The sequence below is a fragment of the Acidimicrobiia bacterium genome (genome assembly GCA_035651955.1).
GTDB lineage: Bacteria > Actinomycetota > Acidimicrobiia > IMCC26256 > JAMXLJ01 > JAMXLJ01.
This window is the reverse complement of record DASRES010000077.1, coordinates 68,773-82,314: the sequence shown is the minus strand read 5'-3', so window position 1 is coordinate 82,314 and position 13,542 is coordinate 68,773. Positions and strand designations below refer to the sequence as shown.

At 72.6% G+C, this 13,542-nt stretch carries 11 protein-coding genes; 5 read left to right on the top strand and 6 right to left on the bottom strand.

From position 1 onward, the window contains the following. Both VFC33_16770 and VFC33_16765 read right to left on the bottom strand, forming a co-directional pair. Positions 1-961, bottom strand: a 961-nt coding sequence (locus VFC33_16770; GenBank protein ID HZR14894.1) for a DUF222 domain-containing protein, incomplete at its 3' end; no start/stop codon positions are given. 656 nt (positions 962-1,617) lie between these two features. Next, positions 1,618-2,802 carry an amidohydrolase family protein gene (locus VFC33_16765; GenBank protein ID HZR14893.1) on the bottom strand — a complete coding sequence of 395 codons (1,185 nt, stop codon included), beginning with the start codon at positions 2,800-2,802 and terminating at the stop codon, positions 1,618-1,620. A gap of 128 nt (positions 2,803-2,930) precedes the next feature. Between VFC33_16765 and VFC33_16760 the strand changes: the two genes are divergently transcribed. Then, positions 2,931-4,790 carry an N-acetylmuramoyl-L-alanine amidase gene (locus tag VFC33_16760; protein ID HZR14892.1) on the top strand — a complete coding sequence of 620 codons (1,860 nt, stop codon included), beginning with the start codon at positions 2,931-2,933 and terminating at the stop codon, positions 4,788-4,790. 49 nt (positions 4,791-4,839) lie between these two features. Here VFC33_16760 and VFC33_16755 read toward each other — a convergent pair whose 3' ends face one another. Further along, positions 4,840-5,721, bottom strand: coding sequence for a LysR substrate-binding domain-containing protein (locus tag VFC33_16755; protein ID HZR14891.1), 882 nt, complete (start codon positions 5,719-5,721; stop codon positions 4,840-4,842). A 70-nt stretch (positions 5,722-5,791) separates the two neighbouring features. Between VFC33_16755 and VFC33_16750 the strand changes: the two genes are divergently transcribed. Together VFC33_16750 and VFC33_16745 are read left to right on the top strand one after the other, a co-directional pair. Beyond that, the gene (locus VFC33_16750; GenBank protein HZR14890.1) at positions 5,792-6,544 is read left to right on the top strand and encodes a sulfite exporter TauE/SafE family protein; all 753 of its coding nucleotides are present in this window, start codon (positions 5,792-5,794) and stop codon (positions 6,542-6,544) included. A 76-nt stretch (positions 6,545-6,620) separates the two neighbouring features. Further along, positions 6,621-6,908: a hypothetical protein gene (locus VFC33_16745; GenBank protein HZR14889.1), complete on the top strand. Its 288-nt coding sequence runs from the start codon at positions 6,621-6,623 to the stop codon at positions 6,906-6,908. 21 nt (positions 6,909-6,929) lie between these two features. Here the strand turns inward: VFC33_16745 and VFC33_16740 are convergent, their stop codons facing one another. After that, positions 6,930-7,634: a hypothetical protein gene (locus VFC33_16740; protein ID HZR14888.1), complete on the bottom strand. Its 705-nt coding sequence runs from the start codon at positions 7,632-7,634 to the stop codon at positions 6,930-6,932. A 169-nt stretch (positions 7,635-7,803) separates the two neighbouring features. Here VFC33_16740 and VFC33_16735 point away from each other — a divergent pair, with 169 nt between their 5' ends. Further along, positions 7,804-9,372, top strand: a complete 1,569-nt coding sequence (locus tag VFC33_16735) for a PQQ-binding-like beta-propeller repeat protein (protein ID HZR14887.1) — start codon at positions 7,804-7,806, stop codon at positions 9,370-9,372. 39 nt (positions 9,373-9,411) lie between these two features. Then, on the top strand, positions 9,412-10,335 hold the full coding sequence (locus VFC33_16730; GenBank protein HZR14886.1) for an alpha/beta fold hydrolase: 924 nt from the start codon (positions 9,412-9,414) through the stop codon (positions 10,333-10,335). Positions 10,336-10,350: 15 nt separating this feature from the next. Here the strand turns inward: VFC33_16730 and VFC33_16725 are convergent, their stop codons facing one another. Together VFC33_16725 and VFC33_16720 are read right to left on the bottom strand one after the other, a co-directional pair. After that, entirely contained in the window at positions 10,351-12,540 is a 2,190-nt protein-coding gene (locus VFC33_16725) for a glycosyltransferase family 39 protein (GenBank protein ID HZR14885.1), read from the bottom strand. Next, positions 12,537-13,481, bottom strand: coding sequence for a glycosyltransferase (locus VFC33_16720; GenBank protein ID HZR14884.1), 945 nt, complete (start codon positions 13,479-13,481; stop codon positions 12,537-12,539). The genes VFC33_16725 and VFC33_16720 overlap by 4 nt, the downstream gene beginning before the upstream one ends. Positions 13,482-13,542 lie beyond the last annotated feature (61 nt).

The following is a 13,542-nucleotide window of genomic DNA, read 5'->3' as shown; positions in this document are numbered from 1 at the left end:
GCTTGGTGCTCGCCCACGGTTCGCGGTGGTCGAACTCGATGCGGGTCCGGGTGCAGCCCTCGACGCTGCAACAGGGTGACTGCCACAGGAGCGCGATCTTCTGGGCGACCTTCGGCCCGCGGCCGAGATGGGTCACGTTGGCGACGTCGTCGCCTTTGGTGACGACGAGCTTGAGGACGCTCTCGCCCAGCAGGTCGCGTGCCGTGGGGATCGGGACGGGTCCGAGCCCGGCGACCTCGCACAGCTCGTCACCCTCGACCCGGCCGCGCAACAGCGCCTGGTAGTCGACCCGGAGGATCGACAGGTACGACGGGCAGCGGTGCCCCTTCTTCGGGTTCTCGTCGGCTCGCCGGTCGTGGTCCCGGAACACGCGGACGAACGCGTCGAACGCGTACGCCTCACGCTCCTCACGCCGACCTTCCCGGCGGGCGTTGGTGAACTCCTCGTTCACGAGGCGCTCCAGCACGCGAGCCACATGGCTGCCGTCGCGCACCGTGCCGGTCGCGTTGAAGTGCCAGCGGCCTTCCTCGTCGGTCCACGACCGGGCCCGCCGCTCCTCGTGCATGCGCCGTTCGGTCTCCTCGGGGTCCGGGTCCGCCTTGGCGCGCTCGCGGGCCGCCTCCTGGCGCAGCGCCGCGACCGTCGAGCTCCTCGCCGTGTCCAGCAGGCGCCGTTCCGCGGCGGCGTTGCCGTTCGCGCCCGCGGCGACGAGCGCGGCCTGCGCGGGTGAGATCTCACCCCTGCGCATCGCGGTCTCGGTCGCCGGATGCGCGTCGAGCCGCTTGGACAGCGCGAGCTGCCGCTTCGCCGCGCCGCGCGTGGTGCCTGACTGCTTCGCCATCCCCTCGGCGGTGTCGCGATGGCCGCGCTGGCGCCACGCGGCGGCTTCTTCGACGCGCTGGGCGAGCAGCGTCTTGGCGTTCGCGGCGAGCCGTTCGATCCTCTCGAACGCGTTCCACATCGGCTCCGCATCCGCGAGCGCGGCCGCGTCCGGCGCACCAACGCGGCGACTCGATCCCGTTCCGCCCGCACCTCCGCCACGCCAGCATGCATTCAGTATGAACGAGGGGTGTGTCACTGAACGCCGTGCGAGCGGCGAAGAGGGCGAGAATTCTCTGCTTCTCGTCAGCGCATCCGCGCCATGCTTGCTCTCGTGCACGACGAATCGCTCGCGAGGATCTGCACCGATCTCGACGCGACGACCCGGGCGGTGGCTGGCACTGCTCTTCACACCCGCGCCCGGGTTCGAAGCGGGGCTGGTCGCGAGTTCGCCTCGACGTCGACGGGAGCTTCGTCGGCGAGGTCGGCCTGCCGCTTCCGCGGGATGACGAGCGCGCGCTGGTCGCGCTCGTCGACAAGCTCTGCGAGGAGTGGCTCGACGAGGACGTCGTCTGGGGGTGGCTGGCCGATGTGCCCCGACCACCCGAACCACCCGCTGCGCGCGGACCTGGACCGTGACGGGCGCGCCACCTGGTTCTGCCCGCGTGGCCGGCCCGTCGCTCCGGTCGGAAGTCTCGGCGCCGTCGGCGGGTAGCGGTCCGAGCGGTTGTGCGTCGCTCGTTGTCGTAGAGCGACATTGAGCGACGCACAAAGCGGTAACGACGAGCGCGATGCTCGCTACGCGGGGCGCAGCTCGTTCAGCTCGCGGGTGTTGTCGCGCATGATGAGGCGGCGCGTGTCGTCGTCGAAGTCCTTGAGCTCACGGACGTAGTCGAGCGGCTCGGGCATGCCCTCGATGTGCGGCCAGTCCGACCCGAAGATGACGCGGTCGGCCCCCATCAGCTCGACCGTCTCGTACGGGTCGTCCTCCCAGAACGGGTTGATCCAGATGTTGCGTCGGAACGTCTCGACCGGGTCCTCGGGGAAGAACCCGGGGATCTTGCGCGACACCGAGTGCAGCTTGCGGAACAGGTCGGGCAGGAACTCCGAGCCGTTCTCGACCGACGCGACGCGCACGTTCGGGAAGCGCGTGAACAGGCGGTCGAAGATCAGCGACGCGAGGAAGTCGTAGATCGCGCGCTCGATCGCGAGCATCTTGATCGACGGCCGGCCGCTGCCGCCGAAGGTCGCGGAGAACCCGTCACGCGCGTAGCCCTGCGACGAGTAACCGCTGTCCCCCGCGTGCACCACGACGGTGATGCCCGTCTCGTTCACGCGCGACCAGAACGGATCGAACCACGGGTCGGCCGGCGGCAGCTGCCCGAAGACCGTCGTCGGCGCCGCGGGCCGCATGCACACGACGCGCGCACCACGTTCCAGCGCCCAGTCGAGCTCGCGCACCGCCGCGTTGACGTCGGCGAGCGAGATGTACGGCGCGGCGAAGATCCGGTCCCGGTACGCGAAGCCCCAGTCCTCCTCGACCCACTGGTTGAACGAGCGGAAGACGAGTGCGACCGCCTCCGGGTCCTCCTTCAGCAGCTCCTCGTAGAGGATCCCCAGCGTCGGGAAGAGCCAGATCTGCGCGACGCCCTGCTCGTCCATCACCGCGAGCCGCGCGTCGCGGTCGCGGTACTCGGGCCGGATCGGCTCGCGCTCGCGCAGGAACTCGAGCGGGTTGCGGCCGTCGGGGTTGCCCCGGAAGTAGTCGTGCATCGCGCCGGCCTTGGCGATGGGATCGAAGGTCGGGTTGACGACGGCGTGGGACACCCGCCCCGCGACGACGTGGTACTTGCGCCCGTCGATCTCGGCCCACTGCACGGTGCGGGGCCCGAGCGCGGGGTCGAGGTGACGGGTGAACGCGTCGAGGGCCTCGTAGTAGTGGTTGTCGGCGTCGAACGCCGCGTAGCCGAGCTCGCCGGACATCGGTCGTCGCTCCCTCTCGTGCCGATCGCGGACCTTCCAGCGTAAGCGCGCGTCACACGACCGGACCTCAAGACGCGCCCCGCCGGAACCGATGCAACGACGGCTGGTTCGGCGAGGGAGGGCCCCGGGTGGCGCGACGTTGGCTGGTCGTCGGTTCGTTGGCGGCCGTCCTCGGCCTCGTCATGGTCGTCAGCCCCGTCGCGACGACGAACGGGCCGTCACGACCGCCCACGACCGAGTCGCGTGTCGCGCTCGCCGCGCAGGCGGTCGGCGGCGGCTGGCGCGCCGACGCGGACGTCCACGCCGACCTCGTCGGCGTGAAGTGGTCGGGCGACCCGCACGCGCAGTTCACGGTCTCGACCCGCGACACGCACGGTCGCTGGTCGGCACCCGCGCCGCTCGACACGGTCGACACCGGCCCCGATCCCGGCACCGCGGAGGCCGCGCACGCCGTGACCAACGCGACCGAGCCGGTCTGGGTGCGCGGCTCGACCGGCGTGCGCGTGCAGCTCGCGAGCGGCGGTGCGACGCACGTCGACCTGCACACGGTGGACGCACCGAACCCGACGCACCCGTCGTCCAGCGCGGACGCCGCGGTCGCGTACCCCGGCATCATCTCGCGCGCGCAATGGGGCGCCGACGAGAGCCTTCGCTACCGCAACTGCAACGGCGCGCCGCAGTACAGCGATCGTCTGCGCTTTGCCGTCGTGCACCACACCGCCGACGGCAACACGTACTCGCCCGCCGACAGCTTCTCGATCGTGCGCGGCATCTACACGTACTCGGTCGTCACGCTCGGGTACTGCGACATGATGTACAACTTCCTCGTCGACAAGTACGGCCAGATCTTCGAGGGCCGTTACGGCGGGGTCGACAAGCCCGTCCTCGGTGCGCACGCGATCGGGTTCAACACCGAGAGCGTCGGCATCGCGATGATCGGCAACTACATGACGACGCAGCCGTCGGCCGTCGCGGTCGACGCGCTCGAGCGTCTCATCGCGTGGAAGTTCTGGGTCGACCACGTCGACCCGCGCGCGCCCGTCGCGTACACGACGTCCGGCAACGACAAGTTCGCCGCGGGCACGACCGTCACGATCCCGACGATCGTCGGTCACCGCGACACCTGGTTCACGGCATGTCCCGGTGACGACCTCTACGCGTTGCTGCCCGCGATCCGCGCGAGCGTCACGTCGCGGGTGAGCGACTCGCCGCCCGTCTTCCCCAGCTGGGTTCCGCAGTCGGGTGCGGCGCGCCTGCTCGCGCTCGACGCGTGGGGCGGGCTCTATCCCGCGGGCGGCCAGGCCGCGGTCACGCCGACCGGCTACTGGCCCGGGTGGGGCATGGCACGTGGCGCCGCGGAGCTGCCCGGCGGCGCCGGCGGGTACGTGCTCGACGGCTACGGCGCGCTGCACCCGTACGGTGCCGCGCCCCCGCTCAGGACGACGGGCTACTGGCCCGGCTGGGACATCGCGCGTGATGTCGCGCTGCTCCCGGGCGGGGCGGGCGGCTACGTGCTCGACGGGTTCGGCGGGCTGCACCCGTTCGGGAGCGCGCCCGCGGTCGCGGTCTCGGGCTACTGGCCGGGCTGGGACATCGCGCGGCGGCTCGTCGTCCTCCCGAGCGGGACCGGCGGCTACGTGCTCGACGGCTGGGGCTCGTTGCACCGGTTCGGCACGGCGCCCGCGCTCGCGACGCACGGCTACTGGCCGGGCTGGGACATCGCGCGCGACGTCGCGGTGCGCCCCGGCACGAGCTTCGTGTACGTGCTCGACGGCTTCGGCGGCATCTGGCCCGCGACCGGCGCGCCCGCCGTCCCGGCGCCCTACTTCGGGCGTGACGCCGCGCGCGGCCTCGTGTTGACGAGCGCCGGCGGCGGCTACGCGTTGCGCGACGACGGTGGGATCGCGGCGTTCGGCGGCGCGCCCGCGGTCCTCCAGGCGCAGTCGGTGCTGTCACCGCCCAACGCGGTCGCGCTCACGACGGGCTGAGGCGCCGCGGTTCTCGGAAGCGTCAGCCACAACATGTGTGCATGACGCTTCACAGAACGGTCGGGTGGTGGGCGGTCGAGAGCTCCACGAACGCGCGTGCCGCGGGTGACAGCGGGCCGGGCCGGTGCAGCAGCCCGATCGTGCGCGTCACGGCCGGCGTCAACGGGGCGACGACCGCGCCTTGGTCCGCGGCGACGCGCGCGAGTGGTGCGGGCAGGAGCGCGACGCCCGCGCCCGCGAGGACGAGCGGCACGATCGCCTCGCGCTGGTTCGTCTCCACCGCGACCGTCGGCTCGACGCGCCGCGACCGCAGCGCGTCCTCCAGCAGGTCGCGCGTCGAGGTGCCAGGCGGCGACGTGACGATCGGCGTGTCGCGGAAGCGTGTGACGGGGAACCGGTCGCGCACGTCGGTCCCCGGCGGGCACACCGCGAGGAGCTCCTGGCGGTGCAGGCGGACGGTCTGCAGCTCGGCGCGGCGCGCGGGAAGGTCCGCGAGCCCGAGCTCGCACCGGCCGTCGGCGACCATGTCCGCGACCGCGCCTGCGTCCTCGGGGTCGGCGACGCGCACGCTCACCCCGGGGTGCGCGACCCGGAAGCGGCCGACGAGCGGCGCGAGTGGATCGGCCGCGAGCGTCGGCAGCGAGACGAGGTCGAGCGTGCCCGCCGTCATGCCGGCAACGGCGGCGACGGCCTCCTCGAGCGACGCGACCTCGCGCAGGACCCGACGCGCCGGCCCGACGAAGGCCTCTCCCGCCTCGGTCAGCACGACCCGGCGGCCCGCCCGCTCGAACAGCGACACGCCCAGCTCGGCCTCGAGGCGCCGGACGCCCTGTGACAGGGACGGCTGGGCAACGTGGAGCGCGGTGGCGGCCCGGGTGAACCCGCGGTGGTCGACGACCGCGAGCACGTACTCGACCTGGCGCAGATCCATAGGTGAGGACTATGCCATACCGAGGAACAATGTCTTGGACGAATCGGTTGGCGAGGCGTTCACTGGACCGGTGAGCATCGGTGGTCTCGCCCTCGTCGTGCTGGTCGGCCTCGGTGTCGGCTTCCTCGGCGGCCTGTTCGGCAAGGGCGGGTCGGCGGTCGGCACGCCCCTGCTCGCGGCCGTCGGGGTCTCGGCGATCGCAGCCGTCGCCTCCCCCCTGCCCGCGACGATCCCGGGCACGCTGCTCGCAGCGCGCGAATACGCGCGCCACGATCTCGTCGACCGGCGCATCGTCCGCTGGGGCCTCGCGCTCGGCCTACCCGCGACCGTCGTCGGCGCCTACGTCACGCGGTTCACGGGCGGCGGCCCGCTCCTCGTCGCGACCGAGGTCCTCCTCGTCGTCCTCGGCCTCCGCTTCCTGCTCGTGCCGGGCGAGCCGACCGAGGTCGCCGAGCCACGTGCCCACGAGACGCTCTGGCTGTGCGCGGTCGCGCTGATCGTCGGGTTCGTCTCCGGTCTCCTCGCCAACAGCGGCGGGTTCCTTCTCGCGCCGTTGTTCGTCGCGGTGCTCCGCCGCCCGCTGAAGGTCGCGTTCGCGACGTCGCTCGTCGTCGCGTGCGGCCTCGCGGTCCCCGGCACGCTCGTCCACATGGCGTTGGGGCACGTCGACTGGTCCGTGACCGCCGCGTTCGCGATCGGGTCGATCCCCGGTGCGACCACCGGCGCGCGGGTCGCGCTCCGCACCCACGCGGCCGTGCTCGAGCGCGTCTACGGCGGCTCGCTCGCGCTCCTCGGCATCGTCTTCCTGGTCACGGGCGTCTGACTCCCGGACCGCCCGCGTACGATGCAGGTGCATCGCTGCGCCCTTCCGGGCGTGACGGCCTCGAAGGGAGCGACGGATGGCGGGCGACGACCGCGATCGCAAGCGCGACGACGACGACTTCCCGACGCTCCACGAGGACGAGCGCGACCCGTCGTTCGACAAGTACCGCGTCGCCGCGCCCGAGGGCCCACCCCCCGAAGGGCAGCGCAGCAAGGACGACCTCGAGGCGCAGACGCTGGGCGGCCGTCCGAGGCTCGACGGCCGGGACACGCTGCGCGAGGACGAGCGCGATCCCGCGTACGACCGCATGCCGGTCGAGAACCCGGACGCGCCGCCGCCCGATCGAGACCGCGCCGGGGACTGAGGCCTCCGTCCGGCGCGCCGTTCAGGCGGCGTCGGCCTGGACCTCGAAGGGCAGGAACCAGCGGGCCGGGTTGAGGTTGCGCACCTCGAACGACGCGAGCAGCCGGTCGGGGTCGTCGCAGTCGGCGAGCCGCTCGTCGAACAGGAGCAGCACGTCCTCGTCGACGAGCGCCTCCTCGAGGAACGTGAAGTCGCCGTCGTAGGGCGTTTCGGGCAGCCGGCGGTACGCGTCGGACGTGCGCCAGAAGCCGTGGCTCACGAAGACGTGGGCCCAGGCCAGCATGAGGTGGAGAGCCATCGTCTCGCCCGTGCACTCGGGCGGCGTCGTCCCGCGGCCGGCGGCGAGCAGCTCCCGGTACGCGTCGAAGCACGCCGAGAAGCGCGCGACCCACGCGGGCTGCAGGTACCGCAGGACGATGGGCGGGAGCTCGACCTGACCGGCGACCGCGTCGGCCAGCTCGGCCTCGTCGTCGTCCGCTCGCTCGAGCACCTCCCGCATGGCCGCGAGGTAGTGCGACGCCGCCGCCCACAGGGCGTACGCGCGCCGGGGCGGCAGGAGCGCGAGCTGCGCGCATCCCGCGCACCGCACCCACCCGAGGCCGGCGGCCTCGTCCAGTTCGCCGTCGCACGCGTCGACGTCCGGCGGCTCGCCGTCGTAGCCGTGCAGCGGGCACGGCGGGTACCGGCGGGCGAAGTCCGGGACGCCGGCGCCGAAGATCGTCGCCATCACGTTCCCTCGTGTCTGTCGGGGTCCTCCGTGACCCCCACGGGAACATCGGAGCGATCGGGCGCCGGTGAAGGCTTTGCGCGCACCGGTGTTCAGGGCAGCAGGGCCGCCTCGTTAGGCTTCTCCGACACATCGGCGGCCGCACGGCCGAGGGCACCTGGGGGACCCGATGCGCGGGATCACTCACACCGCGGCTCGTTCGCGCCGGGCGTCGGCCGGTGTGGTCGTGCTCGCGCTGTTCGTGCTCGCACTCAGCGCGTGCGACTGGACGATGTTCCACTCGGACTCCACCCAGTCGGGCGTGGGGGTCGACCCCGGGTTCACCGTCGCCCAGGCCGCGAACCTGAAGGTGCTCTGGCGCTACCACCCGGGGTGGAGCATCTACTCGACGCCCGTCACCTACCAGGGCCGCGTCTACCTCGGCGGCGGTGACGGCACGCTCTACTCGGTCGACGGCACGACCGGGACGGTGCAGTGGTCACGCGCGTACGGGACGATCCCCGACCACGGCTGCGGCTCGCCGGCCGGGTTCGTGTCCTCGCCCGCGGTGCGCGCCGACGCGAACGGGAACCCGTTCGTCTACGTCTCCACTCCGCAGGGAACCCTCCAGGAGCTCGACGGCACGAACGGGAACGTGGTGTGGACTGCACCCGTCTTCACGCCGGGCTACTTCGGGACCAACGGCGTGAGCGACTACTTCCCGTGGAGCAGCCCGATCGTCCGCAACGGGATCGTCTACATCGGGGTGTCGTCGAACTGCGACCGGCCGTTCGTGCGCGGGGCGCTCATGTCGTTCGACGCCGTTACGGGCGCGCCGATCGCGACGCTGTACACGATGCCGACCGGGACTGACCCGAACTACGCGTCGCGCGACCCGAAGCCGCCGACGACCAACTGGGTCGGTGCGGGGATCTGGACGTCCCCCGCGGTCGACGACCACTTCGTGTACGTGACGACGGGGTCGACGTACGACGACACCGACACCGCGCACCCGCCGACCGACACGAACCAGTTCGACCAGTACTCGGTCTTGAAGCTCGACGCCAAGACGCTCCAGGTCGTCGGGAAGTTCGCGGTGCCGCAGCCGCAGAGCGTCAACGACCCCGACTGGGGATCGACGCCGACCCTGTTCACCGCGACGATCGGCGGTCAGACCGTGCCGATGGTCGGCGCGTGCAACAAGGACGGTCACTACTACGCGCTACGGGCCGACACCATGCGTCCGGTGTGGTCCGTGTCGGTGGGCGTCGGGACGCCCGCGGGCCAGCAGGCCTGCCTCACGAGCGCGATCTGGGACGGCGCGCACCTGTTCGTCACGAGCAACCAGACGACCGTCGGCGGCAGGTGGACGAGCTCGACGACCACGTCGCCGCAGGGATACTCGTGGCCGACCTGGACGGCATCGGGCGGCACGACCGCGAACGCCGCGGTCCGCATGCTCGATCCCGCGACCGGCATCTCGACCGCGACGAACGCGCCGCTGTGGGAGAGCGCGATCCAACAGCTCGTGCTCGGCTCGTGCTCGATGAACGGCCAGAAGACGCTCATCGCGTGCCAGACCATGGACTGGTCCGACACCTGGAACCGGACGGTCGTCATCGACGCGTCGAACGGGAACCACGTCAACGAGCTGCAGGACGGGACGGGCAACTGGGCCGGCTTCTCGAGCCCGATCTGGGCCGACGGGAAGCTGATCGTCTGCGACTTCGACGCGATGCGCGCGTACGTGCCCGCGTAGCCGGGTAGGACGTCTCCCGTCGAGCACGGGGGTGACTCAATGGGGCTTCGTGGTCGCGCGTTCGCCGTCGCGTGCGCGCTCGTCTCGTCGTTCGCGCTGATCGCCGTCGCCGCGGCACCGGCCGGCGCGACCTCCTACCCGGTGCCGTACGACTTCGGCGCCGGGATCCTCGCCGAGACGCTGCACCCGGGCTCGTCGCCGCCGGGATCGAACGACTGGACATGCCGGCCGAGCGCGGCGCACCCCTATCCCGTCGTGCTCGTCCACGGGACGTTCGGCGACATGACGGACAGCTGGCAGGCGCTGTCCCCACTGCTGAAGAACGCGGGCTACTGCGTCTTCGCGCTGAACTACGGCGGCGCGCCGGGCAACCCGATCCAGGCGACGGGTGACATCCCGACGTCGGCCGCGCAGCTCGGCGCGTTCGTGTCCCAGGTGCTTGCCGCGACGGGCGCGCCGCAGGTCGACCTGGTCGGGCACTCGCAGGGCGGGATGATGCCGCGCTGGTACATCAAGTTCGACGGCGGCAACCGGACGGTGCACGCGCTCGTCGGGCTCGCGCCGAGCAACCACGGCACGACGCTCGACGGCCTCGCCACGCTCGCGAACGCGTTCCCGGGCGGATCGTCGTTCCTCGGCGCGCAGTGCACCGCGTGCGCCCAGCAGATCGCGGGATCGTCGTTCCTGCAGACGCTCAACGCCGGCGGCGACACGGTGCCGGGGCCGCGCTACACCGTCATCGAGACCGAGTACGACGAGGTCGTCACGCCGTACACGTCCGCGTTCCTGACCGGGCCGGCGGTCACGAACGTCACGCTGCAACACCAGTGCCCCACGGACTTCGGCGAGCACCTCGCGATCATCTACGACGAGGTCGCGTTGCACGACGTGCTGAACGCGCTCGATCCTGCGCACGCGACCCCGCCGCCGTGCGTGCTGGTGCTCCCGGGCGTCGGTGGTTGATCCGGCGCTCGGAGGTCAGCCGGTCAAGGTGCTCGACGACGACGAGCCCGAGGCCGGCGCGCTGAGGTCGTAGAGCGTGACGCCACCGACGGTCCGGGCGGTGAAGTTCTGCTCGACCCACGAGGTGATCTGGCTCGCGACGTCGGACGTGCCGCCGGCGCCGCCGAAGCCGCCCCGGAAGCCCCTGCCACCGAAACCGCCGCCACCGACGAAGTAGTGGATCTTGCCCGCGCGGACGTACTGCTCGAACTGGGCGAGCGTCGGCGCGGGATCGGTGCCGTTGAACCCGCCGATCGCCATCACCGGCTTGCCCGTCGCGAGCTGGTAGCCCGACGCGCGGTTCGAGCCGATCGCCGCGGCGACCCACCTGTACCGGCTCGCGTCCTGCTCCAGCAGCGAACGGACCTCACTGCTGACGGTGCTGCCGTCGAGCAGGCCTCCGAGGCCGCCGGCCCCGCCGCGCCGGAACCCCTGGCCGCCACCGAAGCCCGGGAACGCGCGCCCGCCGGGGTTCCCGCCGCCGAGGCCGCCGAGGCCGCCGCCGACGCCGGGTGGCAGGGCCGGGAGCGCCTGCCCGCCGCCGTTCCCGGCCTGTCCCCCGCCCGGCAACCCGCCCCGTGCGACGAACCCCGGGCGGAACCCGCCACCCGGCCCGAAGCCGGCGGCACTCGCCGGGCCGGCGGACGGGATCGCGCCGGCGTGGGGCGTGTTCACCGTCTCGAGCGTGTAGGCGATCGGCGCCGCGAGCGCGGCGACGATCGCGACCGACGCGACCGCGCCGCGCAGGTGGCGTGACAGGAGCGGCCACGCGAGGACCACGGCCGCGGCGCCGATGCCGAGGACGAGCACGAAGCCGCGCAGCTCGGGGTGCCACGTCGGCGTGCGGTGCAGCAGCGCGGCGGCCCACACGACGGTGACGACGAGCGCGAGCGCGAGCAGCGCGCGCGCCGCGATGTGGTCGCGGTGCCGCCATGCGACCGCGACACCGATGCCGACGAGCGCGCCGATCGCGGGCGCCAGCGCGACCGTGTAGTACGGATGGATGATCCCCTGGCCGAAGCTGATGGCCGCGCCGGTCACGAGCAGCCACCCGCCCCACACCAGCAACGACGCGCGCGTCCGGTCGGTACGCGCGCGGCGCCACGTGTACGCGAGGCCGGCCGCGAGCAGGATCAGCGCGGCGGGCAGCAACCACGACGCGTCGCCGCCGAACTGCGCGTTGAAGAGACGGCCCCATCCCGTCGGGCCCCACCGCCCGCCGGCCTGACCGAAGCCGCCGACGCTGCCCGACTCGTTGCCGCTGAGCCGGCCGAAGCCGTTGTAACCGAAGATCAGGTCGAAGATGCTGTTGTTGCTCGACCCGCCGACGTACGGGCGCATGGACGCCGGTGTGAGCGCGACGGCGGCCACCCACCACCCCGCCGACACGAGGAGCGCGACGCCCGCGATCGCGAGCTGACGGACGCGCCGCCACAGCGTCCCGGGCGCGGCGACGAGGTACGCGAGACCGAAGCCGGGCACGACGAGCAGTGCCTGCAGCATCTTGGCGAGGAACGCGAACCCCACGAACACGCCGACGAGCACGACCCAGCGCATCGAGCCGTGCTCGATCGCGCGCACGGTCGCGTACGCGGCGAGCGTCAGCAGGAGGACGAGCAGCGCGTCGGGGTTGTTGAACCGGAACATCAGCGCCGCGACGGGCGTCGCCGCCAGCACCGCGCCGGCGAGGAGTCCCGCGAACGGCGTCGACCAGCGGCGCACCGCGAGGTACAGCACGCCCACCGCCGCGACGCCCTCGAGCGCCTGCGGGACGAGGATGCTCCACGAGCTCACGCCGAAGATGCGCGCCGAGATCTCCATCGGCCAGAGGAACGCGGGCGACTTGTCGACGGTGATGAAGTTCGCGGCGTCCGACGAGCCGAAGAAGAACGCCTTCCAGCTCTTCGTCCCCGCCTGCACCGCGGCCGAGTAGAAGCTGTTCGCCCAGCCCGACGCACCCAGTCCCCAGACGTAGAGGACGGTGGTGGTGAGCAGCAGCGCGAGCAACGCGGGACGCACCCACGCGGGGTCGTCGGGCCGGCCACGCACGAACGCGGGCAGGTTGCGTCCGTGCGTGTCGACCGCGGACGGGTTCGCCGCCGACTCGCCTTCGGGCTCCGGCTCGGGCGGGACGGACCAGGTGTCGGGCGGTGCCGTCGTCGTCATCCGACCACCGCCCGCACGAGGCTCACGACCCCGTAGGCCGCGCAGGCCGTCACGCCGATCCGCACCGCGAGCGCCGACGCGTACCGCAGACGCGAACGCCGGGCGGGCGCGTGACGCGCGCACCCGCCCGGCGCCAGCGCTCCCGGGGGGAGGGATCCTTCGCCGCGCGCGAAGCGGCGCAGCATGCGGACGACGCCGCGCACGTCGCCCATCGCGGTCGGGACGATCGCGACGCTGGAGTGCGCGTCGTCGACCCAGTCGACCGGCAGCTCGGAGACGCGCAGCCCGTTGTGCGCCGCGAGCAGCAGCAGCTCGGTGTCGAAGAACCACTCGTCGTCGTGCACGAGGGGCAACAGCGCCTGCGCGACGTCCGTGCGCACCGCCTTGAACCCGCACTGGGCGTCGACGACCGGCGTGCGCGTGACGAGCCGCAACAGCGCGTTGTAGGTACGCGAGACGATCTCGCGGCGCGGTCCCCGCTCGACGTGCGCGCCCTGCGCGAGCCGTGACCCGACCGCGACGTCGCTGTGACCCGTCAGCACGGACGCGACGAGCGGCAACAGTGCGTCCAGGTCGGTGGACAGGTCGACGTCCGTGTACGCGACCGTGCGCGCCGCGCTCGCGCCCCATGCCGCGCGCAGCGCGCGTCCTCGGCCCTTCTCGTCGAGGTGCAGCGCGCGCACGCCGTCGAGCTCGGAGGCGAGCCGGCACGCGATCGGCCACGTGCGGTCGCGGCTCGCGTTGTCGACGATCGTGACGACCCACGACAGCGGGAAGCTGCGGGTCAGGTAGCGGTGGAGCCGCCGGACGGAGCATTCGAGGTCGCGTTGCTCGTCGTGGACGGGGACCACGAGCTCGACGTCGGGGATGGCCGTGGCGACGGCGGGTCGGTCGTCGGCGGTCGGGACCGGGACGGTGGCCGCCGATGTGGTCGTGGTCATGCCGGGCAGCGTGACGGACCGACCTGAAGCGGCCCTGAGCGGAGCCCAAGACGTCCCTGAG